Annotated in this window: 24 protein-coding genes; 19 read left to right on the top strand and 5 right to left on the bottom strand. The window is 72.4% G+C overall.

Annotated features, from left to right (window positions below; genetic code table 11):
• Window positions 1–13 precede the first annotated feature (13 nt).
• The 13 genes from pdxR (at window position 14) to PO78_RS04715 (ending at window position 11,866) form a co-directional block, all read left to right on the top strand.
• The gene (pdxR, locus tag PO78_RS04775; RefSeq protein ID WP_043742415.1) at window positions 14–1,498 is read left to right on the top strand and encodes a MocR-like pyridoxine biosynthesis transcription factor PdxR; all 1,485 of its coding nucleotides are present in this window, start codon (window positions 14–16) and stop codon (window positions 1,496–1,498) included.
• A 106-nt stretch (window positions 1,499–1,604) separates the two neighbouring features.
• On the top strand, window positions 1,605–2,795 hold the full coding sequence (locus PO78_RS04770) for a class I SAM-dependent rRNA methyltransferase (RefSeq protein ID WP_043742413.1): 1,191 nt from the start codon (window positions 1,605–1,607) through the stop codon (window positions 2,793–2,795).
• A gap of 578 nt (window positions 2,796–3,373) precedes the next feature.
• On the top strand, window positions 3,374–3,694 hold the full coding sequence (locus PO78_RS04765) for a PepSY domain-containing protein (protein ID WP_012585246.1): 321 nt from the start codon (window positions 3,374–3,376) through the stop codon (window positions 3,692–3,694).
• A gap of 3 nt (window positions 3,695–3,697) precedes the next feature.
• Window positions 3,698–4,363 carry a response regulator transcription factor gene (locus PO78_RS04760; protein WP_043742411.1) on the top strand — a complete coding sequence of 222 codons (666 nt, stop codon included), beginning with the start codon at window positions 3,698–3,700 and terminating at the stop codon, window positions 4,361–4,363.
• A 27-nt stretch (window positions 4,364–4,390) separates the two neighbouring features.
• Window positions 4,391–5,746: a sensor histidine kinase gene (locus PO78_RS04755; protein WP_043742409.1), complete on the top strand. Its 1,356-nt coding sequence runs from the start codon at window positions 4,391–4,393 to the stop codon at window positions 5,744–5,746.
• Between the two features lie 123 nt (window positions 5,747–5,869).
• On the top strand, window positions 5,870–6,472 hold the full coding sequence (locus PO78_RS04750) for a TetR/AcrR family transcriptional regulator (protein WP_012585248.1): 603 nt from the start codon (window positions 5,870–5,872) through the stop codon (window positions 6,470–6,472).
• On the top strand, window positions 6,469–7,623 hold the full coding sequence (locus tag PO78_RS04745) for an efflux RND transporter periplasmic adaptor subunit (RefSeq protein ID WP_043742407.1): 1,155 nt from the start codon (window positions 6,469–6,471) through the stop codon (window positions 7,621–7,623). Before PO78_RS04750 ends, PO78_RS04745 begins: the two co-directional genes overlap by 4 nt.
• Window positions 7,620–8,825: an ABC transporter permease gene (locus tag PO78_RS04740; protein ID WP_043742405.1), complete on the top strand. Its 1,206-nt coding sequence runs from the start codon at window positions 7,620–7,622 to the stop codon at window positions 8,823–8,825. The genes PO78_RS04745 and PO78_RS04740 overlap by 4 nt, the downstream gene beginning before the upstream one ends.
• 1 nt (window position 8,826) lies before the next feature.
• Window positions 8,827–9,561 (top strand): ABC transporter ATP-binding protein, encoded by a 735-nt coding sequence (locus tag PO78_RS04735; protein WP_043742404.1) that lies wholly within the window; start codon window positions 8,827–8,829, stop codon window positions 9,559–9,561.
• A 169-nt stretch (window positions 9,562–9,730) separates the two neighbouring features.
• Window positions 9,731–10,228 (top strand): hypothetical protein, encoded by a 498-nt coding sequence (locus PO78_RS04730; RefSeq protein WP_043742402.1) that lies wholly within the window; start codon window positions 9,731–9,733, stop codon window positions 10,226–10,228.
• A 48-nt stretch (window positions 10,229–10,276) separates the two neighbouring features.
• On the top strand, window positions 10,277–10,873 hold the full coding sequence (locus PO78_RS04725) for an RNA polymerase sigma factor (RefSeq protein WP_043742400.1): 597 nt from the start codon (window positions 10,277–10,279) through the stop codon (window positions 10,871–10,873).
• Window positions 10,866–11,405, top strand: a complete 540-nt coding sequence (locus PO78_RS04720; RefSeq protein ID WP_043742398.1) for a hypothetical protein — start codon at window positions 10,866–10,868, stop codon at window positions 11,403–11,405. The genes PO78_RS04725 and PO78_RS04720 overlap by 8 nt, the downstream gene beginning before the upstream one ends.
• Entirely contained in the window at window positions 11,402–11,866 is a 465-nt protein-coding gene (locus PO78_RS04715; RefSeq protein ID WP_004366198.1) for a periplasmic heavy metal sensor, read from the top strand. The genes PO78_RS04720 and PO78_RS04715 overlap by 4 nt, the downstream gene beginning before the upstream one ends.
• Here PO78_RS04715 and PO78_RS04710 read toward each other — a convergent pair.
• From PO78_RS04710 to PO78_RS04695, 4 genes are all read right to left on the bottom strand, one after another.
• Window positions 11,863–13,191 carry a ferredoxin reductase family protein gene (locus PO78_RS04710; RefSeq protein ID WP_043742396.1) on the bottom strand — a complete coding sequence of 443 codons (1,329 nt, stop codon included), beginning with the start codon at window positions 13,189–13,191 and terminating at the stop codon, window positions 11,863–11,865. The genes PO78_RS04715 and PO78_RS04710 overlap by 4 nt on opposite strands.
• Window positions 13,192–13,206: 15 nt before the next feature.
• The gene (locus tag PO78_RS04705; RefSeq protein ID WP_043742394.1) at window positions 13,207–13,698 is read right to left on the bottom strand and encodes a diheme cytochrome c; all 492 of its coding nucleotides are present in this window, start codon (window positions 13,696–13,698) and stop codon (window positions 13,207–13,209) included.
• A 20-nt stretch (window positions 13,699–13,718) separates the two neighbouring features.
• Window positions 13,719–14,135: a DUF1924 domain-containing protein gene (locus PO78_RS04700; RefSeq protein ID WP_004366204.1), complete on the bottom strand. Its 417-nt coding sequence runs from the start codon at window positions 14,133–14,135 to the stop codon at window positions 13,719–13,721.
• 175 nt (window positions 14,136–14,310) lie between these two features.
• Window positions 14,311–15,651, bottom strand: coding sequence for a ferredoxin reductase family protein (locus PO78_RS04695; protein ID WP_043742473.1), 1,341 nt, complete (start codon window positions 15,649–15,651; stop codon window positions 14,311–14,313).
• A gap of 226 nt (window positions 15,652–15,877) precedes the next feature.
• Here PO78_RS04695 and PO78_RS04690 point away from each other — a divergent pair, with 226 nt between their 5' ends.
• The 6 genes from PO78_RS04690 (at window position 15,878) to PO78_RS04665 (ending at window position 21,857) form a co-directional block, all read left to right on the top strand.
• Window positions 15,878–16,324, top strand: coding sequence for a hypothetical protein (locus PO78_RS04690; protein WP_043742390.1), 447 nt, complete (start codon window positions 15,878–15,880; stop codon window positions 16,322–16,324).
• Window positions 16,325–16,328: 4 nt separating this feature from the next.
• On the top strand, window positions 16,329–17,246 hold the full coding sequence (locus tag PO78_RS04685) for a cation diffusion facilitator family transporter (protein ID WP_043742388.1): 918 nt from the start codon (window positions 16,329–16,331) through the stop codon (window positions 17,244–17,246).
• A 23-nt stretch (window positions 17,247–17,269) separates the two neighbouring features.
• Window positions 17,270–17,938, top strand: coding sequence for a response regulator transcription factor (locus PO78_RS04680; protein WP_043742386.1), 669 nt, complete (start codon window positions 17,270–17,272; stop codon window positions 17,936–17,938).
• Window positions 17,907–19,238, top strand: coding sequence for a sensor histidine kinase (locus tag PO78_RS04675; RefSeq protein WP_231570617.1), 1,332 nt, complete (start codon window positions 17,907–17,909; stop codon window positions 19,236–19,238). The genes PO78_RS04680 and PO78_RS04675 overlap by 32 nt, the downstream gene beginning before the upstream one ends.
• Window positions 19,239–19,351: 113 nt before the next feature.
• Complete coding sequence (locus PO78_RS04670; RefSeq protein WP_043742381.1) at window positions 19,352–21,106, top strand: phosphoethanolamine transferase; 1,755 nt, start codon at window positions 19,352–19,354, stop codon at window positions 21,104–21,106.
• 4 nt (window positions 21,107–21,110) lie between these two features.
• On the top strand, window positions 21,111–21,857 hold the full coding sequence (locus PO78_RS04665; RefSeq protein ID WP_043742379.1) for a phosphatase PAP2 family protein: 747 nt from the start codon (window positions 21,111–21,113) through the stop codon (window positions 21,855–21,857).
• A gap of 36 nt (window positions 21,858–21,893) precedes the next feature.
• On the opposite strand, the gene PO78_RS04660 is transcribed toward PO78_RS04665, so the two are convergent.
• A complete protein-coding gene (locus tag PO78_RS04660; protein WP_043742378.1) occupies window positions 21,894–22,451 on the bottom strand; it encodes a cytochrome b/b6 domain-containing protein in 558 nt (185 codons plus the stop codon).
• Between the last annotated feature and the right edge of the window lie 4 nt (window positions 22,452–22,455).

The following is a 22,455-nucleotide window of genomic DNA, read 5'->3' as shown; positions in this document are numbered from 1 at the left end:
GATTGGAGCCACGATGGAGCTCGACTGGCTGCTCGCCCCACCCTTGCCCGCAGCGGTGCCGCGCCAGCGCGTGCTCTATCTCCGCCTGCGCGAGGCCATCCTGTCGGGCCGGCTGGCGGCCGACACGCGCCTGCCCGCCAGCCGCAGCCTCGCGGCGACGCTCGGCATCGCACGCAACACGGTGCTGTTCGCCTATGAGCAGCTCGTCGCCGAAGGCTGCCTGATGGCGGATCGCCACGGGACGCGGGTGGCACAACTGCCCGCCGCACCGGGCGCCTCGCAACCCGTGTCCCGCACACAGGGGCCGCCGCCGGTGCTGTCCGCGCGCGCGGCTGCGGCGCTGCAACGCGAGCCGGCGCGCGACGCCGAAGCGCTGCCGTTCTCGCCCGGCGTGCCGGACTTCGGTGCCTTCCCCTTCCGTGCCTGGCGCGCCTGCCTCGAGCGCGCGTGGCGCGACGCCGGCTGGCGTCAGCTCGGTTACGCCGCGCACGGTGGCGATCCGAGCCTGCGTGCGGCGCTCGCGGCCCACCTCGGCAGCGTACGCGGCCTCGCGGTGGATGCCGCGCAGCTCCTCATCACCAGCGGCACGCAGGCGGGGCTCGACCTGTGCGCGCGCCTGCTCGCCGATCACGGCGACACGGTCTGGGTGGAGAACCCGGGCTACCTTGCCGCCCGCGTCGCCTTCGGGCTCGCCGGCCTGCAGGTGCACGACGTCATGGTCGATGACGAGGGGCTGGCCCCCGTCGCGGAAGACTGGCTGCGCCATCCGCCGCGGCTGATCATGACCACCCCCTCGCACCAGTACCCCAGCGGGCGGGTGATGTCGCTGCCGCGCCGGTTCGCGCTCATCGAGAGTGCCCGTGCGGCTGGCACCTGGATCGTCGAGGACGACTACGACAGCGAATTCCGCCGTGCCGGTCCGGCACCGCCCGCGCTGTTCGGCCTGCAGCCCGGCGCCACGGTCGTGTACGCCGGCACTTTCAGCAAGACACTGTATCCGGGCCTGCGCCTGGGCTATCTCGTCCTGCCGCGCACCATCGCGGCGGACTTCATCCACGCTGCGGCGCGCGCCACGCGCGCCGGGCAGGGCATCGAGCAGCGCGCGCTCGCCGACTTCATCGGGCGCGGGCATTACATCACCCATCTCCGTCGCATGCGGGCGCGCTACAACGCCCGCCAGGCTGCGCTGCGTGCCGCCCTGCGGCAGGCCTTCGGTCCCGGGCTGCTGCTGTCGGGCGGAGAAGCCGGGCTGCATCTGGTGATGTGGCTGCCCGACGAGCTGCCCGATGTCGCGGTGGCGCAGCGCGCCGCGCAAGTGGGGCTGGGCGTGCGCGCGCTGTCCGCCTACGCGCGCCCGCCGGTGCGCTGCAACGGGCTGGTGCTTGGCTATGGGAACCTGGACGAGGGCGCGGTCGAAGGGGCGGTGGCGCGGCTGAAGCGGGCGGTGGAGGATGCGTCTGCAGGGCCGAGGTCGCCGATCGGGGCTGCCCGATGCTGAAAGTGAGCGGCTCTTCGTTTCCGAACTTGGGCGCCGGCCTTGGGTGCGACGATGCGCAGCCGTTACACTCCGCGCCCTGACTCGTTCGCACTCTCCGGAAGCTCCCATGGCCCAACTCGTCCTCCACCCCGGCAAGGAACGCTCGCTGTTCCGCCGCCATCCCTGGATCTTCGCCGGCTCGGTGGACCGGCTCGAGGGCCGCGCGCGGCCGGGCGACACGGTGACCGTGGTGACGGCCGAGGGCAAGGCGCTGGCGCGGGCGGCGTGGTCGCCGTCCTCGCAGATCCGCGCGCGGGTGTGGAGCTTCGATGCCGAGGCGGCGATCGACCACGCCTTCTTCAAGCGCGCGGTGGCGGCCTCGGTGGCGCGCCGCGCGGCGATCCCGGCGCTGCGCGGGCAGGAGGGTGTGCGCCTGATCCACGGCGAGTCCGACGGTCTGCCGGGCGTGATTGCCGACCGCTACGGCGAGGTGGTGGTGCTGCAGCTCACCAGTGCGGGCGCGGACAAGTGGCGCGAGGCCATCGTCGCCGGGCTGGTGCAGGCCACCGGCTGCGCGGCGGTGTACGAGCGTTCCGACTCCGAGGTGCGCGGGCTGGAAGGTCTGGAGTCGCGCACCGGCTGCGCGCATGGTGCGCTGCCGGCGGGCGGGCTCACCATCGTCGAGAACGGCGTGCGCATGGAGGTGGACGCCGAGGGCGGCCACAAGACGGGCTTCTACCTCGACCAGCGCGACAACCGCCTGCTCACCGGCCAGCTCGCCGGCGGGCGCACGGTGCTCAACTGCTTCTGCTACACCGGCGGCTTTTCGCTGCAGGCGCTCGCCGGCGGGGCGGCCTCGGTGCTGTCGATCGACTCGTCCGGCCCGGCGCTGGCGTCGGCGCGGCGCAACCTCGCGCTCAACCCGCAACTCGACGCCGAGCGCGCCGAGTGGCTGGAGGCGGACGTGTTCAAGGCCCTGCGCGCGCTGAAGGACGAGGGCCGCAAGTTCGACCTGATCGTGCTCGACCCGCCCAAGTTCGCGCCCTCGGCCGCGCACGCCGAGCGCGCCGCGCGCGCCTACAAGGACATCAACCTGTTCGGCTTCCGCCTGCTGAACCCGGGCGGCATCCTGATGACCTATTCGTGCTCGGGCGGCATCGGGCAGGAGCTGTTCCAGAAGATCGTCGCCGGCGCGGCCATCGACGCCGCGGTGGATGCGCGCATCCTGTACCGCCTGTCGGCCGCGCCGGACCACCCGATCGGGCTGGCCGTGCCGGAGGGCGAATATCTCAAGGGGCTGGCCTGCCAGGTGGGGTGAGCGGGACTGCCCTGTGGCGCGGCGGGTGCGGCAGGAATCGCATGCTCGCGTTTCTTCACGGTCCGGATCGCGACTCGCGTCGCTCCCACGGCACGCCTCATAGGTGCGGTGGTTCTTGTAGGAGCGACGCCAGTCGCGATTGCGGCCGCCCGGGCGGCGACCGACGGCGGCGAGGGCCGGACGGGGGAATCGCGACTTGCGTCGCTCCTACGACGCGCTGTGGAGCCGCGGTGGTTCTTGTGGGAGCGACGCCAGTCGCGATCGGGCCGCCGGGCGGCGACCGAGGGGGGCGAGGGTCGGACGGGGGAATCGCGACTTGCGTCGCTCCTACGGCGCGCTGCGGAGCCGCGGTGGTTCTTGTGGGAGCGACGCCAGTCGCGATCGGGCCGCTGGGCGGCGACCGACGGCGGCGAGGGCTGGACGGGGGAATCGCGACTTGCGTCGCTCCTACGGCGCGCTGCGGAGCCGCGGTGGTTCTTGTGGGAGCGACGCGAGTCGCGATCTGCGTGCTCGTGTTCAGCTTGCATTCAGATTGCGGCGGGCACACTGTCTGCGTCGAAACCCGCCGGAGAATGAAGATGAAGACGCGATTCCGTTCCCTGCTGGCCGCCGCCGCGCTCCTTGTCGCAGGTGGCCTGTCCGTGTCCGGCGCGAGCGCGGGCGAGCGCGTGCGCGTGGAGGAGATCCGCCAGCTGCGCGAGAGCGGGCAGATCCTCTCCGCCGAGGACATTCTCGCGCGCAGCCGCGCCATCCAGCCCGGCCAGGTCGTCGGTCTGGAGCTCGAGCGCGAGGACGGACGCTGGATCTACGAGGTCAAGCTGATCGACGAGCGTAACCGGGTGCACGAGCTCGAGCTCGACGCCGCCAACGGGGAAGTGCTCGAACGCAAGGAGAAGTGAGCGATGCGCCTGCTCGTGGTCGAGGACGACGTGGCGCTCGGCGAGCGCCTGCGCACGCGGCTGGTCGCCGAAGGCTATGCGGTGGACCTCGCGCGCGACGGCATCGACGGCGCCCATCTGGGCGCGACCGAGCCCTACGACGCGGTGATCCTCGACCTCGGCCTGCCCGGCAAGCCGGGGCTGACCGTGCTGCGCGAGTGGCGCGCGGCGGCGAACCGGGTGCCGGTGCTGATCCTCACCGCGCGCGACGGCTGGGCCGAGCGTGTCGAGGGCCTGCAGGCCGGCGCCGACGACTATCTCGGCAAGCCCTTCCATGTCGAGGAGCTCCTCGCCCGCATTCAGGCCCTGCTGCGCCGCGCCGCGCCGGTGCCCGACACCGAGTTGCGCGCGGGCGACTGGCGGCTGGACGAGGCGCGCCAGTGCCTGGTCGATCGCGCCGGCAACGAGCAGGCCCTGACCGCCACCGAGTTCCGCCTGCTGCGCTATTTCATGCGCCACCCCGACGAGGTGCTGTCGAAGACGCGGCTCTCCGAGCACGTCTATGACTACGACGCCGAGCGCGACAGCAACGTCATCGAGGTCTACGTCCGCCGCCTGCGCGGCCTGCTCGGCAACGAACGCATCGAGACCCGGCGCGGGCAGGGCTATGTGTTCCGCAGCGGCGACTGAGGCGCGTGCGCGGGGGCGGGCCGGAAGATGAACTCGATCCGCCGTCGCCTCTCGCTCACGCTCGCCCTGGTGCTGCTCGCCGCGGGCGTCCTGCTGGCCTTCGCACTTCGCGACTTCCCGCGCCGCATGGTCGAGGAGCACGTGCTCGCCCGCCTCGACCACGACGCCGACCTGCTCTACGTGCATCTGCTCGACGCGCTCGCACGCCAGGACGGCGAGGCGGGGATGGACAGCGCGCTGATGGGCGCGGCCGGGCCGGCCTACGACCTGCCGCTGTCGGGGCATTACTTCCTCGTGCGCCTCGGCGATCGGCAGTGGCGTTCGCGCTCGACCTGGGACGCCGACCTCGACCTGCCGGAGGGGGCGGAGGGGCTTGTGTCGCCTCGCCTGGCCGGCCCTGCCGGGCAGGCGCTGCTGGTGGTCGCGAAGCGCTTCCCCGACAGCGCCGACGGCCGCGCGGTGAGCATCGCGCTCGCCGAGGACGTCGCCGCGATCGATGCCGCGATCGCGGCCTTCCGCGCGCAGGCGCTGACCGTGCTCGGACTGGCGCTGCTCGTGCTGCTGGTGCTGCAGCGGCGCGTGCTGCTGCGCGGGCTGGCACCGCTGGACGAGGCGGTGGACGCCTGCCGGCGGCTGGAGCGCGGCGAGGCGGTGCAGTTCGAGGCCGACGCGCCCGCCGAGGTGCGCCCGCTGCTCGCCGCCGTCGAGCGCCTGTCGCGCCATCAGGCCCAGCGCCTCGGACGCATCCGCCACGCCGCCGGCAACCTCTCCCACGCCCTCAAGACGCCGCTCGCGGTGCTCGGCCACAGCGCGGACGCGCTTGCGGCGCGTGGCGACGAGGAGGGCGCGGCGGCGATCCGCACCCAGCTCGAGACCATGCGCGCGACCATCGAGCGCGAGCTGCGCCGTGCCCGCCTTGCCGGCGGCGCTGCGGGCGGCGCCGGCTTCGCGCTGCGCGCCCAGCTCGGCGCGCTGGTCGAGGTGTTGCAGCGCCTGCACGCCGGGCGTGGCCTGCGCATCGAGCTGGAGGCGGACGAGCGCACCTGGCCGGTGGATCGCGAGGACATGCTGGAGCTCTTCGGCAACCTGCTCGACAACGCCTGCAAGTGGGCGCGTGCGCGGGTGCGGGTGGTTGTGGCGCCCGACGCGGGGACGGCGCGGCTCGCCTTCAGCGTGGAGGACGACGGCCCCGGCGTGGCGCCCGAGCTGCTCGAGCGCCTCGGCACCGCCGGCCTGCGCGCCGACGAGTCCCGCCCCGGCCACGGCCTCGGCCTGGCGATCGTCGGCGACATCGTCACCCAGTACGGCGGCACGCTCCGCTTTGGGCGCGGCAGCGTGCTCGGCGGCCTGCGCGTGGACGTCGAGCTGCCGCTGGCAGTGTAGGGGCGACCCGACGGGTCGCACTTACGTCGGCTACGGAAACGTCGGGACCCGGATAGAAGGGTTTGTCGAAGGTCTTTCTTGAGTTAAGATAGTAATCAATTACTTACTAGAGAGAGCGCTGTCTTGCGTGCCAAACCCTTACCCGCCGAGACGCGTCGGGCGGTCACCGTCGAGGCGGTGATCGAGCTGGCGGCCGAGCGTGATCCCGGCGAGATCACCACCGCGGCGATCGCCAGCCACATGAAGCTGACGCAGGGCGCGCTGTTCCGCCACTTCCCGAGCAAGGACGCGATCTGGGAGGCGGTCATGGAGTGGGTCGCCGAGCGCCTGCTGGCGCGCGTCGACCGTGCCGCGGCGCAGGCGGCGTCGCCGCTCGCGGCGCTGCAGGCGATCTTCCTCGCCCATGCGGACTTCGTCGCCGAGCACCCGGGGGTGCCGCGCATGCTGTTCGGCGAGCTCCAGCGCGCCGAGGCGACGCCGGCGAAGCGGCTCGCGCGCGCGCTGCTCGAGCGCTACGGCGAGCGCATCCGCGGCCGCCTCGAAGCCGGCAAGGCGGCGGGCGAGGTGTCGGCGGCGCTGGACATCGATGCGGCGGTGATCCTCTTCGTCGGCACCCTGCAGGGGCTGATCATGCAGTCCATGCTCGCCGGCGACCTGCTCCGGATACGGCGGGACGCGCCGCGCGTCTTCGCCATCTACCTGGCCGGCATCCGGAGCGCGACATGAGCCTGCCCAGGATGAAGGCGCGCACGCTCGCGCTGGTCGCGGTGATCGTCGCGCTGCTGGCGGTGTTCGCCAACGTCGCGATGCGCTCGGGCCCGCTCGCCCCGGTCAAGGTGACGGTGGCGCGGGTGGAGGCGGGCGTGGTGTCGCCCGCGCTGTTCGGTATCGGCACGGTGGCGGCGCGCCACGCCTATCGCATCGGCCCCACCGCGGCCGGACGGGTCAAGCGCGTCGACGTGCAGGTGGGCGAGCGCGTGCGCGCCGGGCAGGTGCTCGGCGAGATGGACGCGGTGGATCTCGGCGACCGCATCCGCGCCCAGGAGGCCGTGCTCGAGCGCGCGCAGGCGGCGATGCGCGAGGCCGAGGCGCGCCAGGCGTTCGCGCGCGCGCAGGCACGGCGCTACGACAAGCTGGGCAGCCTGCAGGCTGCGAGCGAGGAGCTTGCGCTCACCCGCCGCCAGGAGCTCGAGGTCGCCGAGGCCGGCCTCGCCGCCGCGCGCGAGGAGCGCACGCGCGCCCGCGCGGAAGGCGCCGCGCTGCAGGCTCAGCTCGCCAACCTGCGCCTGGTCGCGCCGGTCGATGGCGTGGTCACGCTGCGCGAGGTGGAGCCGGGCACCACGGTCGTGGCGGGCCAGGCGGTACTCGAGGTGATCGACCCGGCGACCCTGTGGGTCGACCTGCGCCTTGACCAGGTCAATGCCGGAGGGCTGGCCGCCGGCTTGCCGGCCCGCATCGTGCTGCGCTCGCGCAGCGGCGAGGCGCTCGCCGGGCGGGTGCTGCACGTGGAGCCGAAGGCCGACGCGGTGACCGAGGAGCTGCTCGCCAAGGTGGTCTTCGACCGGCTCCCCGAGCCGATGCCGCCGCTCGGCGAGCTGGCCGAGGTCACGCTGGCGCTGCCGCCGCTGCACGCCGCGGCGGTGATCCCCAACGCCGCGCTGCGGCGCGAGGCGGGTGCGGTCGGGGTGTGGCGGCGCGCGGGGGAGGGCGGTCTGCGCTTCGTGCCCTTGAAGCTCGGCGCGAGCGACCTCGACGGGCGCGTGCAGGTGCGCGAGGGCCTGGCGGCGGGCGACGAGATCGTCGTGTATAGCGAGGCCGGGCTGCGCGCAGGCCGCCGCACCGAGGTCGTCGCGGCACTGGACGGAGCGGGCAAATGATCAGCCTCGCCGGGCGCGACATCCTGCACGGCTGGGGCAAGTTCGTGTTCACCGGCATCGGCCTCGGGCTGCTGATCGGCGTCACCCTGGTGATGGCGGGCGTGTATCGCGGCATGGTCGACGACGGCAAGGCCTTGCTCGACAACAGCGGCGCCGACCTCTGGGTGGTGCAGCGCGACACGCTCGGCCCCTATGCGGAATCGTCCAGCGTCCACGACGACCTCTACCGCAGCCTGCTCGGGCAGCGCGGCGTGGCGGGCGCGGCCAACATCACCTACCTGACCATGCAGGTGCGCAAGGGCAGCACGGACGTGCGCGCGATGGTGGTCGGCATCGCCGCCGGCCAGGCGGGATCGACGCCGGGCTGGCCGCCCTACCTGGTCGCCGGGCGGCAGATCACCCGCGGCCACTACGAGGCGGTGGCCGACGTCGCCAGCGGCCTGCGCCTCGGCGAGCGTGTGGGCATCCGGCGCAACCAGTACACCGTGGTCGGGCTCACGCGGCGCATGGTGTCCTCGGCCGGCGACCCGATGGTGTTCATCCCGCTCAAGGACGCGCAGGAGGCCCAGTTCCTCAAGGACAACGATGCCATCCTGCAGAACCGCCGCCGCACCGAGGCCAACCCGGCGCTCAACCGTCCCGGCGTGCCCGGCCTGCTCGACGCGGTGCTCGCCTCCCAGAGCGCCAACCCCTATGTGAATGCCGTGCTGGTCACGCTCGCGCCCGGCCACGCGCCCGACGAGGTGGCCGAAGCCATCCGGCGCTGGCAGCGCCACACCGTATATACCCGCGCGCAGATGGAGGGCATCCTGGTCGGCAAGCTGATCGCCACCTCGGCGCGCCAGATCGGCATGTTCCTCGTCATCCTCGCGGTGGTGAGCGCGGCCATCGTCGCCTTCATCATCTACACGCTGACCATGGACAAGATCCGCGAGATCGCGGTGCTCAAGCTCATCGGCACGCGCAACCGCACGATCGCCGCGATGATCCTGCAGCAGGCGGTGGCGCTCGGGCTCATCGGCTTCGTGGTCGGCAAGATCGCCGCCACCTGGTCGGCGCCCTTTTTCCCCAAGTACGTGCTGCTGGTGCCCGCCGACACGGTGGCGGGCTTCGCGGCGGTGATGGCGATTTGCGTGCTCGCCAGCCTGGTGTCGATCCGGCTTGCGCTGCGCGTCGATCCGGCCGAAGCGATCGGAGGCTGACATGGACTACGCGACGCGCGCCGGCAAGGGCATCCTGATCGAAGGCCTCACCAAGCGCTACGGCAAGGGCGACACCGCGGTGGATGCGTTGAAGGGCGTGGACATGCGCGTCGCCCCGGGCGAGGTCGTCGGCCTGATCGGCCCCTCGGGCTCGGGCAAGAGCACGCTGCTGAAGTGCCTCGGCGCGGTCATCGACCCCAGCGCGGGGCGCATGACCCTGGGCGAGGAGTGCATCTTCGACGCGGGCTGGAAGGTGCGCGACCTGCGCGCCCTGCGCCGCGACAAGATCGGCTTCGTGTTCCAGGCGCCCTACCTGATCCCCTTCCTCGACGTCACCGACAACGTCGCCCTGCTGCCCATGCTCGCCGGGGTGCCGAACGCCGAGGCGCGCGCGCAGGCGCGGGCGCTGCTGGGCGCGCTCGACATCTCGCACCGCGCCGCGGCCATGCCCTCGCAGCTGTCGGGCGGCGAGCAGCAGCGCGTCGCCATCGCCCGCGGGCTGGTCAACCGTCCGCCGGTGATCCTCGCCGACGAGCCCACCGCGCCGCTCGACAGCGTGCGCGCGATGGCGGTGGTGCGCATCCTCAACGACCTGGCCGCGCAGTTCCAGACCGCGATCATCGTGGTGACCCACGACGAGAAGATCATCCCCACCTTCAAGCGCATCTACCACATCCGCGACGGGGTGACGCACGAGGAGGCGGGGGAGGGGCGGCTGGTGCGCGCGGCGGGATGAGGGCCGCTCGTGCGGGGCGGTCGGCGGGCTGCGCGATGCCGCGCGCGACCGGCGGTGCGGCGCGGAAGGTTTTTGCGTCGGGGCATGGAACATTTTGTGCGGCGCTTCGTTTCATTGTGCAGGAAGGCGATTCCGCCCCCTGAACCCACGACGAAAGGACCTCTTCGACATGCAATCCCGTTCCTCCTCCCGCCTGCTGGCCTGCGGCGCCGTCGCGATCTTCGCCGGCCTGCTGTCTATCACCCCGGCCGTGGCGGCCGACAGCCATCGCCACGACACCCACGCCGCGGTCCTCCAGCTCGACCACGGCGCCAGATGGCAGACTGACGCCGCGCTGCGGACCGGCATGGAGGCGATCCGCGACGCGCTCGCGCGGGCCATCCCGCAGGTGCACGCCGGGCGCTTCGATGCCGCGCAATATCGTGCGCTGGCCGAAGGGGTCGAAGGGCAGGTCGCCTACATCGTGCAGAACTGCAAGCTGAAGCCCGAAGCGGACGAGGTGCTGCACGCGATCATCGGCAGGCTCGGCGAGGGCGTCGAGGTGATCGGCGGCCACGCCGCAGGAGCGAAGCCGGAGGAGGGCGTCGTCCACCTCGCGCAGACCCTCGACGACTACGCCGCGCACTTCGACCACCCGGGCTGGAAAGGGCTGGAGACGGGACACTGATTCGACAGCGGCAGCGGAGGACGGCCTGGTGACGGATCTCCCGCGCGCATGATCGGCGAGCGTCCGAGCAGTGCGGCGGACGCGGGCGCGGACACGGGCGAGGCGCGCGAGCTCGCCCGCGCCCGCGCCGGCGACGTGGCCGCCTTCGGCGCGCTCGTCCGCCGCCATCAGGAGCGCGTGTTCCGCTTCCTCCACCGCATGCTCGATGCCCGCGAGGAGGCGATGGAGCTGAGCCAGGACGTCTTCGTCAAGGCCTGGCAGGCCTTGCCCGGCTGGCGCCCCGAGGCGGCCTTCTCCACCTGGCTGCTGCAGATCGCGCGCAACGCGGCGCTCGACCAGTTGCGCCGCCGGCAGGTGGTGCGCTTCGCGCCGCTGGAGGAAGGCATGGAGGTCGCCGACGAGGCCCCGGGGCCGGAGGCCCGCTATGCCAGCCGACAACGCCAGGTCCAACTCGAGCGCGCGCTGCGGCGGCTCGCCGCCGAGCACCGCGAGATCCTGCTGCTGCGCGAGGTCGAGGGCCTGGCCTACGGCGAACTGGCGAGCGTCCTCGGCATCGCCGAAGGCACGGTGAAATCCCGCCTCGCACGCGCACGCAGCGCCTTGCTCGAACATTTCGACCCGCACACCGGAGCCTCCCATGAATAGCTCTTGTCCCACAGGGTCGTGCCCTTCCGGGCCGTGCCCCGCCGACGAAGCGCTGTCGGCCCTCGCCGATGCGGCCCTGCCCTCCGAGGCCGGCACCGGACTGATCGCGCACTGCGCGGGCTGCCCGCGCTGCACGCGCCGGCTCGCCGAATTGCGCGCCCTGCGCGACGCCTTTGCGGCGCTCCCCGCCATCCGCCTCGAGGTCGATCTGGCAGCACAGCTGGTCGACCGCCTGCAGGCGGGCGCGACGCCGGCCGCGCGCAAGCGCAGGCAGAGCCCCTGGTGGGTGCGCTGGGCGGATCGTATCCGCCCGCCGACGCCCTGGCGCTTCGGCCTCTCTCCGTTCGCCGGTTCCGTCGCAGCCGTCGGGCTCGGGCTGTGGCTGGGCGGACTGCTGATGGAGCTCGAAGCGCCGCGGTCGCCGCCTGCAGCGAACACGACGTTGGCCGCCATGAGCGTGTTCGGCGCCGTCCCACCGGGAAATCTCTGTCCGCGGGCCGGGGCCTGCGGCGCAAGCGGGAGCACGCGATGAAGACCACCAAGCCTGGAATGGCGCTGCTGCTGTCGGTCGCGCTCAACCTCGGCGTGCTCGGCGCCGTGCTGCTGGATCGGCTCGGGCCGGGTGCCGCCGCCACGCCGGCGCCACCCCTTCATCGGGTATTGGCGCTCGACGAGGCGCAGCGCGCGCGTTGGGAGGCGGTCGAAGCGCCCTTCCTGCAGCAGTTCGAGGCGGCCGCCGTCCGCCTGGAGCGTCACCGCCACGCCCTCGTCGAAGCGCTCTTCGCCGAGTCGATCGACCCGCTGCGCATCGAAGCCGAGCGTGCGGCGATCGCCGAGCTGCAGCAGGCCCAGCAGCGCCTGATCATCGAGCAGCTGATCGCCGAGCGCGCGATCCTCAACGTGCGCCAGCGCGAGCAGCTGCTCGGCCTGCTCCTTGCCCAGCCGCCGGCACGCACCACGGTCGAGGACCTGCACGCGCGCCCGACGCGCTAGCGCATCTCGAACGCCTCCTGGTGGAAGCGCGCGCCGCCCATGCCGAGGCCGCGCAAGCCCTTGCGCAGGCTGGTGGCGAGGCCGCGCGGCCCGCAGAACCAGATCTCCGGCGCCGCGCCCGCGCGCGGGCGGTCGCGCAGCGTCGCCGCGGTGAGGCGCTCGTTGCGGGCGCCGCTGATCACGTGCAGGCGCACCGCGGGCAGGTTTGCGCACAAGGCCTGGAGGCGGGCGAGGAAGGGGTCGGTGGCATGCTCGCGCACGCTGTAGTAGAAATCGACGTCGGGCGCCTGCTCCGGCCTCGCCTGCAGCGCCTCGAGCCAGGCGAGGAAGGGGGTCACGCCGATGCCGCCGGCGATCCAGACCTGCTCCCGCCCGTCCCCCGACTGCGGGAGATCGAAGCATCCATAGGGGCCTTCGACTTGCATGGGCCGACCCGGCTGCAGGCGCTGTGCGAGGCCGCGCGTGTAGTCGCCCAGGGCCTTGATCTGGAAGCTCACCCGACGGTCGCCGCGGTCGGCGCCGGCGATCGTGAAGGGATGCGCGCCCTCCAGACGATCGAAGGTCGCGAAGGCGAACTGCCCCGGCCGGTGTCCGCGCCAGCCCTCGTCGAGCCGGCAGACCACCTCGGTGACGCCCGCTCCGGCGTCGCGGACCGACTCCACCACGCCGCCGACGCGGCGGTCCTGGCCGATGCGGCCAGCCAGCACCACGACGCTGGCGACGCTGCCGGCAGCGAGCAGGCCCGCCAGCAGCACGCCGACCGGTTGCGTCCAGTAGTCGAGCGGCGCGAGGAAGGCGGCATGGAAGGCGAGCGCCAGGTACAGCACCGGCATGACCTTATGCACGTAGCGCCACATCCGGAACGGGAAGCGCTTCCACAGCGTCAGCACCAGCATCGCCAGCAGCGCGTAGACCGCGAACTCGCCGAGCTCCTCGGCGACGTCGCGCATGGCTTCGAGCAGGCCGCCGCCGTGATCCTTGGGCAGGCGCCCCTCGCGCCCCCACAGGGCCTTGATGAGGTCGTCGGAGAGTTCGACCAGCCAGTGCAGCGCCGCGAAGCCGACCGCGAGGATGCCGGCCCATTTGTGCACCCGGTAGATGCGGTCCATGCCGCCGAAAAGACGCTCCAGCCGCGCCGGTCGGGTGGCGAGCAGCATCGCCAGCGACATCAGCGCGAAGGACGAGAGGCCGGTGAAGGTCAACGCGTGCTCGCGTACCGCCCACGGATTGCCCGGCGCGCTGGCGACGGCGCCGGTCGCCGACAGCATTTCCCAGCCCCAGGCCAGGCCGACCAGGGCGATGAAGGCGGACAGAAAGCGTTTCATGATCCGGTCCCTCCTTCAGTCGTCCTCGAAGTAGCCCTTCGCGGCGTCGATGTGGCACGCGGTGCAGTTGGCCTTGCTGCCCACATCCTTGCGGGTCCAGTCGGAGCGCGGGACCTCGTCATGCTCGCGCACCCACTTCGGCAGCTCGGTGATGCGCAGCGGCGCATCGCCGGGGTGCAGGCCGCGCAGCAGCTTGCCCGGCCGTCCGCGCGCGTCGCCGGCGTGTTCGACCAGGTAGCGGGTGATCGCGGCGGTGGTGTCGGCATCGACGCTGGCGTCGTCGCCGAAATGATTTTCCAGCTCGCTCATCATGCGTCTCCACGACGCCGCGGGCAGCATCGACGCAGGGAAGGCAATGTGGCAGCTCGCGCACTCCTGCACGGTGAGCGGGTCGGTGACCGGCGGATAGAAGTCGTCGTCGCCGGCCTGGGCGCGGCCGAGCAGCATGAGGGTCACGGCGATCGCGGCGGCACCGAGGGCGAAGGGGCGAAGGGCGGGGGTCTTCATGACGGGTCTCCGGGGTGGCGTTATTGGGTGCTCATCCAGGCGAGCCAGTCGCCCTTCTCGCGTGCGCTGCACTCGCGGCCGAGCACCTCGTTGCAGTTGCGCTTGAACCATTTTTCGACCTTCGCCGGATCGCCGTAGCGTGTGGCCGACACCGACACCGCCATCGGCTCGATGGCCTTGCCGGTGCGGGTCTGGCCGGCGGCGCGCGCGTTCTCGCCATGGCAGGAGGTGCAGGCGGGCGTGTCGGGCTTGCCGAGGCCGTGGCGGGTGCGGTGCAGGGCTTCGCCGCGTGCAGCGGAAAAACCCGCAAAGGCGGGGTCGGCGACGCGCGCCTCGGCGGCGTAGCGCTCCAGGAGGGCGGTGCTTGGGGCGGCGAGCGCCCCGGCACTGGCGGCGAGGCCGCACAGCAGCGCAAACGCGCGGAATTGGCTGTTCATGGTTCGTTCCTTGATCCGGGCTGAAGACTCGACCGGACGGGCATCGCGGATGCCAGTCGTCCGGAATCGCGAGCCCAGTGTGCAAGTGCGCCACTGAATCGAACCTGAACGGAGAAAGAGCGTGCGCCAAGGAGCGGCGGGGACGGGCGCCGATGCGCCCGCACGCCGCCCGCGCTCAGCGCATGTCGAAGAGTTCCTGGTGGAAGTCGGCCGCCGGCAGGCCCCGGGCGACGAAGCCCTCGCGCAGGGCCTGGCCGAAACGGCCGGGTCCGCAGAACCAGACGTCCGCCTCGGCCCATCCCGGCACCGTGTCGCAGATGCGCGCCACGTCGAGGCGGCCGTCGCGCGCGCTCACCAGCACGTACAGCCTCACGCCCGCCGCCTGCGCATCGCGCTGCAGGCGGGCGATGAAGCCCTCGTCGGGTTCGGCGGTGCTGTAGAACAGATCGACCTCGCGCCCGTCGGGCGCCACCGCGAGCGCCTTCATGCGGGCGATGAAGGGCGTGATGCCGATGCCGCCGCCGACCCAGATCTGCCGGCGCTTGCCGCCGACGCTGCCGCTGGCGAAATCGAAGCGGCCATAGGGGCCTTCGACGGTCACGAGGTCGCCGACGCGGAGCAGTTCGCGCAGGCGGGCGGTGTAGTCGCCGATGCCCTTGATCAGGAAGAACAGGCGGCCGTCCCCCTGCCAGCCCGAGGAGATGGTGAAGGGGTGCGCGCCTTCGTCCGTCGAAAAGGTGACGAAGGCGAACTGCCCGGCTTCGTGCCCCGGCCAGCGGTCCTTGAAGCGGATCGCCACCTTGAGCACGCGGTTGTCGGGGAAGGGCACCAGCTCCTCGATCTCGCCGACCGCCTTGCGCCGATGGCCGACGCGTCCGGACAGGGACACCACGGCGGCGACGCTGCCGCCGGCCATCAGCACGGCGAGCACGATGCCCATCGGCTGCGCCCAGTAGGCAAAGGGCGTCAGCAGCACCGAGTGGAAGACCAGCGCGAGGTAGGCGAGGGCCAGCAGGCGGTGGGTCTTGAAGAACAGACGGTACGGAAAGCGCTTCGCGAGCGCGATCACGATCAGCACCACCGCCGCGTAGAAGGCCCACTCGCCGACCGATTCCGCCAGGCCGCGCTGGGCGCGGAAGAAGCTCTCGACGGGGGCGGTGAGCGTCGGCTTCGGCCCCCGCTCGGGCTTCACCAGCCAGCCCCAGCCCACCGCCCACTTGGTGCCCTGCGCCCACAGCCAGTGGATCACCGCGAACACCAGGCCGGTGATGCCCAGCCACTTGTGCAGGCGATAGGTCTTGTCGAGCCCGTCGAGCAGCGGCTCGACCCGCACCGGGCGCAGCGCCAGGATCATCCCCACGCTCATGACGCCGATGCCGATCACGCCGGTGTAGTTGATCGCCACCGTGCGCAGGGCGAAGTATTCGTAGCCGTTGGGCAGCAGCGGATCGGCCATCCACCACAGCAGGCTGAGCAGCAGCAGGAGCACCGCGTACGCAAACCGGATGTTCTTCATCATGTTCTCCGTTCGATCGCATTTCGGCGCCCGCACCGAGGCGCGGCCAGCGTGCCTCGTCGAGCGCCACCTCCCGCTAGTATCCGCGCCGAGCCCGCCGCCGGCCTTGTCGCCGGACAAGGCCGGTGCGCATCGCATGGCGACGCCGTCCCGGGGCCGGCCGTTCAGGTCCGCTTAAGGATCGCGGCCGCATGCTGCGGGCTGTCCCGACCACGGAGCCTTTCCAATGATGACCAAGAGCTTGATTTCGACGCTGCTACTGGCGCTTGCCGCCGGGATCGCCACCCACGCCCGCGCAGCCGGGGACGAACCGACGGCGCTGTCGCCGCAGGCCTGCCAGGCGCTGCAACAGGAACTCGATGCCATGGCGGCCCACGTGCGCGCGGCGCGCGCGAGCGGCGCCGCACAGGCGGACGCACCCTACCCGGCGCTGGCGCAGGCGCTGGAGGCCCACCTCGATGCCTTGAAGGCCGGCCTGCCGACGCCGGCGACACAGCGCGCGCAGGCTGGCGAGTTGTTGAGCGACATGCGCGACGCCCTGGTCCTGGTGCGCGGCGCCACCCACCTCGAAGCCCGCCTGCTCGCGGTGCAGCGCCTCGAGGACGATCGACGGCTCTACAATCGCGTCCTGGAGACCCTGGGGTGCTCCGCCACCCGACCCACCGCACTTTGAACCGATGACCTCGATCACGCCGCGCCAGGCCCTGCTGCTCTCGCTCGCCGCAGCGCTCGGCACCATCGCAATGAAGACCGGCGCCTGGTGGCTGACCGGCTCGATCGGCTACCTGTCCGACGCGCTCGAGTCGGTGGTCAATCTGGCCGGCGCGGGTTTTGCGCTGTGGATGGTGTCCTACGCGCAGCGCCCGGCGGACGAGGATCACCAGTACGGCCATGGCAAGGCCGAATACTTCTCCGCTGCGTTCGAGGGCGGGCTGATCTTCATCGCCGCGCTGATCATCCTGCTCACCGCCGGGGAACGCCTGCTCCATCCGCAGCCGATCGGCGCGCTGGGGCTCGGCACCTTGCTGTCGGTCGGCGCGAGCCTGATCAACTTCCTGGTCGCGCGCGTGCTGCTGCAGGTCGGCCGCGCGCACCGCTCGCTCGCCCTCGAGGCCGACGCGCGCCACCTGATGGCCGACGTGTGGACCACCGCGGGCGTGGTCTGCGGCGTCGGCCTGGCGGGCGCCACCGGCTGGAGCTGGCTCGACCCGGTGGTCGCCGGCGCGGTCGCGCTCAACATCCTGCGCGAGGGTTGGGAGCTGATGCGGCGCTCGATCGACGGCCTCATGGACCGCGCGCTGTCCGAGGCCGAGGTGGCGGCGATCGAGCGTACCCTGGCCGAGGCCTCGCCGCCGGGCTGCTTCCACGGCAGGCTCGCCACGCGGGCCGCGGGTGCGCTGCACTTCGCCCACGTCGAGCTGTGCGTTCCCGGGGAGTGGACCGTCGCCGAGGCCCACGCGGTGGCCGATGCACTCGAGGGCATCGTGCTCGAGCGCACCGGCACCCGCCTCTCGACCCACCTCGAGCCCCTCCCGCCGAACCTCCCGCAGGGCGCGGGTGTGGACTTGGGCCGCGTGCCCGACGAAGGGCCATAGACGAACGAGACCCCATCCCGCCGATGCACCTGCTCATCATCGAAGACGACCGCACGATCGCCGAGAACCTCTACGAGTACCTCGAGGCGCGCGGCCACCAGTGCGACTACGCCGACTCGATCGCGGCGGCCTCGGCCCTGCTCGCGCGCAGCGCGTTCGACGCGCTGGTGCTCGACCGCAACCTGCCCGACGGCGACGGCCTCGCGCTCGCACGCCGGCTGCGCACCGAAGGGCGCGCGACGCCGATCCTGGTGCTGACCGCGCGCGACACGCTGGAAGACAAGCTGCTCGGCTTCGAGGCCGGTGGCGACGACTACCTGGTCAAGCCCTTCGCGCTGCAGGAGCTCGAGGTGCGCCTGCTGGCGCTGGCGCGGCGCAGCGCCGTGCGGGCGGCCGACCCGGTGCTGCGCTACGGCGCGCTCGAGTTCCGGGCCGCGACCCAGGCGCTGTGCCTGCACGGCCGCCCGCTCACGCTGCCGCCGAAGCCCCTGCGCCTGGTCGCCGAGCTGCTCGCCCAGCCCGAGCGCGTGTTCTCGCGCCGCGAGCTCGAGATCGCGGTGTGGGGCCACGAGCAGGACAGCAGCGACAACCTGCGCAGCGTGCTGCACACCCTGCGTCGCGCCCTCGGCGACGACGCGCCCATCCAGGTGGTGAATGTCCATGGCCTCGGCTACAAGCTCGTCGGCCGCTGAGGGCGGCGCGCGCCGCGGTGGCCGGCGCTGGCTGCCGGGCGGCATGCGTTTTCGCGTCGCGGTGTCGGTCACGGCCGTGCTGGTCGTGCTCATCGTGGCGCAGTCGCTCGCGCTGGTGCGGCTCAACGAAGAGATGGAGGAGGAGTTCATCGACGGCACGCTCGAGGAGCAGCTGCACTACAGCATCGAGCACAGCCGCCGCCTCGGCACCCTGATCGGGCCGCAGACGCCGAACATGACGCTCTACCGCTTCGCCCCCGGCGAAACGCCGCCGCAAGGGCTCCGCCCCGAGCTGGCCGCACTGGCGGTCGGCGACCATGAGGACTGGTCCGCCGGGCGCGAGCTGCACGTCGCGGTACGCGAGGCCGACGGCCAGCGCTACGTGCTGATCTACGACGAATCCGAACATCGCGAGCGCGAGTCGGCCGTGGTCGCTACCGTGGTGATCGGCGGCCTGGTGCTGACCGCCTTGTCCTTCCTCCTCGTGTACGCCATCGCCGCACGGCTCACGCGCGGGCTGGAGACGCTGGCCGAACGTGTCGAGGAGGGGCGCGATGGCGAGCCCTTCGCCGAGGATGGGCTCGACGCCGAGCTCCTGGTGGTGGCGCGCGCGCTCGACCGCGCCGAGGCGCGCCAGGCCACCGTGCTCGCGCGCGAGCGCGACTTCAACGCCAACCTGTCGCACGAGTTGCGCACCCCGCTCGCCGGCATCCGCAGCGACGCCGAGATGCTGCTGACCGACACCGCGCTGTCCGCCAAGGTCCGCCGCCGCGCCGAGCGCATCATCGCCACCACCGACCGCACCACCACGCTCGCCCACAGCCTGCTGCTGCTCGCGCGCGAGGCCCGGCCGCAGGCGGTCGAGCCGGTCAACCTGGGCGCAGCGGTGCGCGATGCCTGGGCGCGATTGCACGGCGCCGGCGCCCAGGTCGACGCGCTCGCCATCGACATCGACCCCACAGCCGAGGTCGCCGCCGACCCCGGCCTGCTGGCGCTGGTGCTGCAGAACCTGCTGGAGAACGCGCTGCGCCATGGCGAAGGGCGTGCGCTCGAGGTGGCGCTGGAGGGGCGTCGCCTCGAGGTGCGCGACCGCGGCCCCGGCTTCGGCACGGAAGAGCCGATGCGCAGCTTCGAGCGCTTCCGCCGCGGCGGCGGCAAGCCGGGCCATGGGCTCGGCCTGGCGCTGGTGCAGCACATCTGCACCGCCTGCGGGTGGACGGTCCACGCCGCCAACCGGCCGGGCGGCGGCGCCTGCCTGACGATCGACTTCGGCGCCGGCGCCGGCTCCGGCTCGGCCTAGCGCGCCAGCGCCCGGCGCCACGGGCGCGCTCACACTTTCCTCACACCCGCATCACGCTTTCCTCACGCGCGCCTGCGTAGATTGCGCCGATCCTCCCCAGGCTCTGCGCAACCATGTCCGAACCGCGTCTGTCCTTCGTCCCACCCCTCGCCCCCTCGGCGGGCGCCCCGTCGTCCAGCGGCCGCCGCGCGCGCGGCCCCTTCCCCGCGGCGCTCTCCTCCGCCTGGGCCGCCGTGCGGCGCTGGCGCCCGGAGCTATCGACCGAGGCCCTGCTGCTCGGCATCGGCCTCTACTTCACGCTCGCCTGCAACATCCCGTTCTGGCGCGCCCTGCTCGCCAGCCGCGGCGGCGAAGGCGGCGCCGTTTTCTACGTGCTGGCGACCGGCGTCGCTCTCACCGCGCTCAACGTGCTGCTGCTCGCGCCGCTGCTCAACCGATGGACGACCAAGCCGCTGCTCGGCGCCCTGATCCTGGTCGCCGCGGTATCGAGCTACTACGCCGGCCACTATGGCGTGTACTTCGACCCGAGCATGCTGCGCAACGTGCTGCGCACCGACGTTGCCGAGGCGCGCGAACTGCTCACCCCCGGCTTCTTCCTGCAGGTGGCCGCGCTGGCCCTGCCGCCGCTGTTCGTGCTGCAGCGCGCCCGCCTGCGCCGGCGCCCGCTCAAGCGCGCGCTGGCGATCCGCGCCGCCGCCGTCGTGCTCGCGCTGATCGTGGCCGCGGGCGCGCTCGGCAGCGTGTTCAAGGACTTCTCCGCGCAGATGCGCAACCACAAGGAGCTGCGCTACCTGATCACCCCGGCCGCGCCGCTGTGGTCGCTCGCGCGCGTGCTGAACCGCGACGCCCAGGCGGCCAATCTGCCACGCCAGCCGATTGGCGCCGATGCCCGCCTGGGGGCGAGCTGGGCCGCGGCGAAGAAGCCGGCGCTGTTCGTGATCGTGGTCGGCGAGACCGCGCGCGCAGCCAACTGGGGGCTGAACCGTGCGTCCGGCCAGTCGCCCGCCCGCGACACCACACCCGAGCTCGCCCGCCGCGAAGTCATCAACTTCCCCGACGTGACGAGCTGCGGCACCAACACCGAGGTGTCGGTGCCGTGCATGTTCTCGCTGCAGGGGCGGCGCCACTACGACGAGGACGCCATCGGCAGCAGCGAATCCCTGCTCGACACCCTGCGCCATGCCGGCCTGCGCGTGGTGTGGAACGACAACCAGTCGGGCTGCAAGGGCGTGTGCGCCGGCGTGGAGAGCATGCGCCCCGACCCCGCGGCCCTGCCCGCACTGTGCGACGGCGAGCGCTGCCTCGACGAGGCCCTGCTCGAGAGCAGCCGCAGCCTGCTGCGCGACGCCGACGGCAACCTGGTGCTCGTGCTGCACCAGCTCGGCAACCACGGCCCGGCCTATTTCCGCCGCTACCCGGACGCCTTCCGCCGCTTCACGCCGACCTGCGACGACGAGGACCTGTCCAAGTGCAGCCGCGAGCAGGTCGCCAACAGCTACGACAACGCCCTGCTGTACACCGACCACGTGCTCGCGCGCAGCATCGACATGCTGCAGGAACTGGCGCCGCGCTACGACGCCGCGCTGCTCTACGTCTCCGACCACGGCGAGTCGCTCGGCGAGAACGGCCTCTACCTGCACGGCCTGCCGTACTCGATCGCCCCCGCCGAGCAGACCCAGGTGCCGATGGTGATGTGGATCTCGAGTGGCTTCGCCGCGCGCACCCGGCTCGACCCCGCCTGCCTGCGCACCCAGGCCGACAAGCCCGCCGCGCACGACAACCTCTTCCACACCGTGCTCGGCCTGCTCGACGTGCGCACCGCGGTGCGCGACGACGCGCTCGATCTCACCGCCGCCTGCCGGAGCTAAGCCCATGTCCACGACCGAACTCGCCACCGCGCTGCCCGCGCCCCCGCTCGAGGCATCGCGCCGCTGGCTGCTGGCACAGTCCGCGCTGCTCGCGCTGAGCGCGTTGCTGCTTTACTGGATCTTCGAGGGCACCGACCTCGACCGCAGGCTGGCGCACACCCTCTTCGATGCGGAACTCGGCCTCTTCCCATTGCGGCACAACTGGTTCCTCGAGGCGGTGATGCACAAGACGGCCAAGCAGGTCACCTACGTGCTGGTGGCGGCCAGCCTGTGGCTGTGCTGGCAGGGCTGGAAGGGCCGGCTGAGCTGGCTGCCGCCGCGCAATGCGCTGCTCGCCGCGCTCGGCATGGTGGCGATCCCGCTCGCGACCTCGACCGCCAAGCTGCTGACCGCGCGCTACTGCCCGTGGGACATCATCGACTTCGGCGGCTATGCGCCCTATCTCGGCCTGTTCCAAGCGGCGCCGCAAGGCATCAAGGCCGGGCAGTGCTTCCCGGCGGGGCATGCATCGACCGGCTTCCTGTGGATCGTGTGGGCGGTGGCGCTGCGGCCGGCCGGACTGCGCGCGGCGCGCGGCGCCCTCGCGGTGGGGCTGCTCGCCGGCGCCCTACTCGGCACGGCGCGCATGCTGCAGGGCGCGCATTTCCTCTCGCACACGCTGTGGACGCTGTGGCTGGCGTGGGCGGTGAGCGTGAGCCTCGCGCTCGCCGTGCGCGCCGACCTCGGCTTCGGCGATCGGCGCCGCGCGTGATGCGATCGGGCTGCGCCGGAGCGCAGCCCCTGTCCTTCAGCGCACGTCGACGCGGCCGTTCCGCGTGCGCTTGACCCCGGTGATCATCGCCCCGACCAGGTTGACCCGCTCCAGGCGCCCGATGACGATGGCCGCCGCGGCATGGATGCCAGCGAGCGCGATCAGGGTGGTGGCGAGGCCCGCGTGCAGCTCTTCCAGCCACTCCTCGCCCCAGAACAGGTCCGTGGTCTGCAGGAAGCCGGTCAGGCCCAGTGCGAGGACGAGCGTCATCAGCGCGAGCATCATCAGCGCGCCCAGGGGATTGTGGCCGGGCTGGAAGTCATGCCTGCCGGCGCGGATCGCCGCCAGGTGGGCGCGCAGCCGCGCCGGCGTCGGGAAGAAATCGGCGAAGCGCGCGTGCGGGCTGCCGACGAAGCCCCAGACGAGGCGGGCGACGACGAGCGCCGAGGCGGTGTAGCCGACCAACTGGTGCAGCGTCTCGCCGTCATCGACGACGAAGAAGTTCACGAGGACGCAGCTCACCAGGCTCCAGTGGAAGACGCGCACGAACGGGTCCCAGACCCGCAGGGCAAGATCGGAATCGGGCGGGGGCATGGCA

Origin of the sequence: Thauera sp. SWB20 (genome assembly GCF_000831325.1) — a bacterium.
In the GTDB taxonomy this organism is placed as follows: domain Bacteria; phylum Pseudomonadota; class Gammaproteobacteria; order Burkholderiales; family Rhodocyclaceae; genus Thauera; species Thauera aminoaromatica.
The sequence above is the reverse complement of the archived record's forward strand: the minus strand, read 5'-3'. Positions and strand labels throughout refer to the sequence as shown.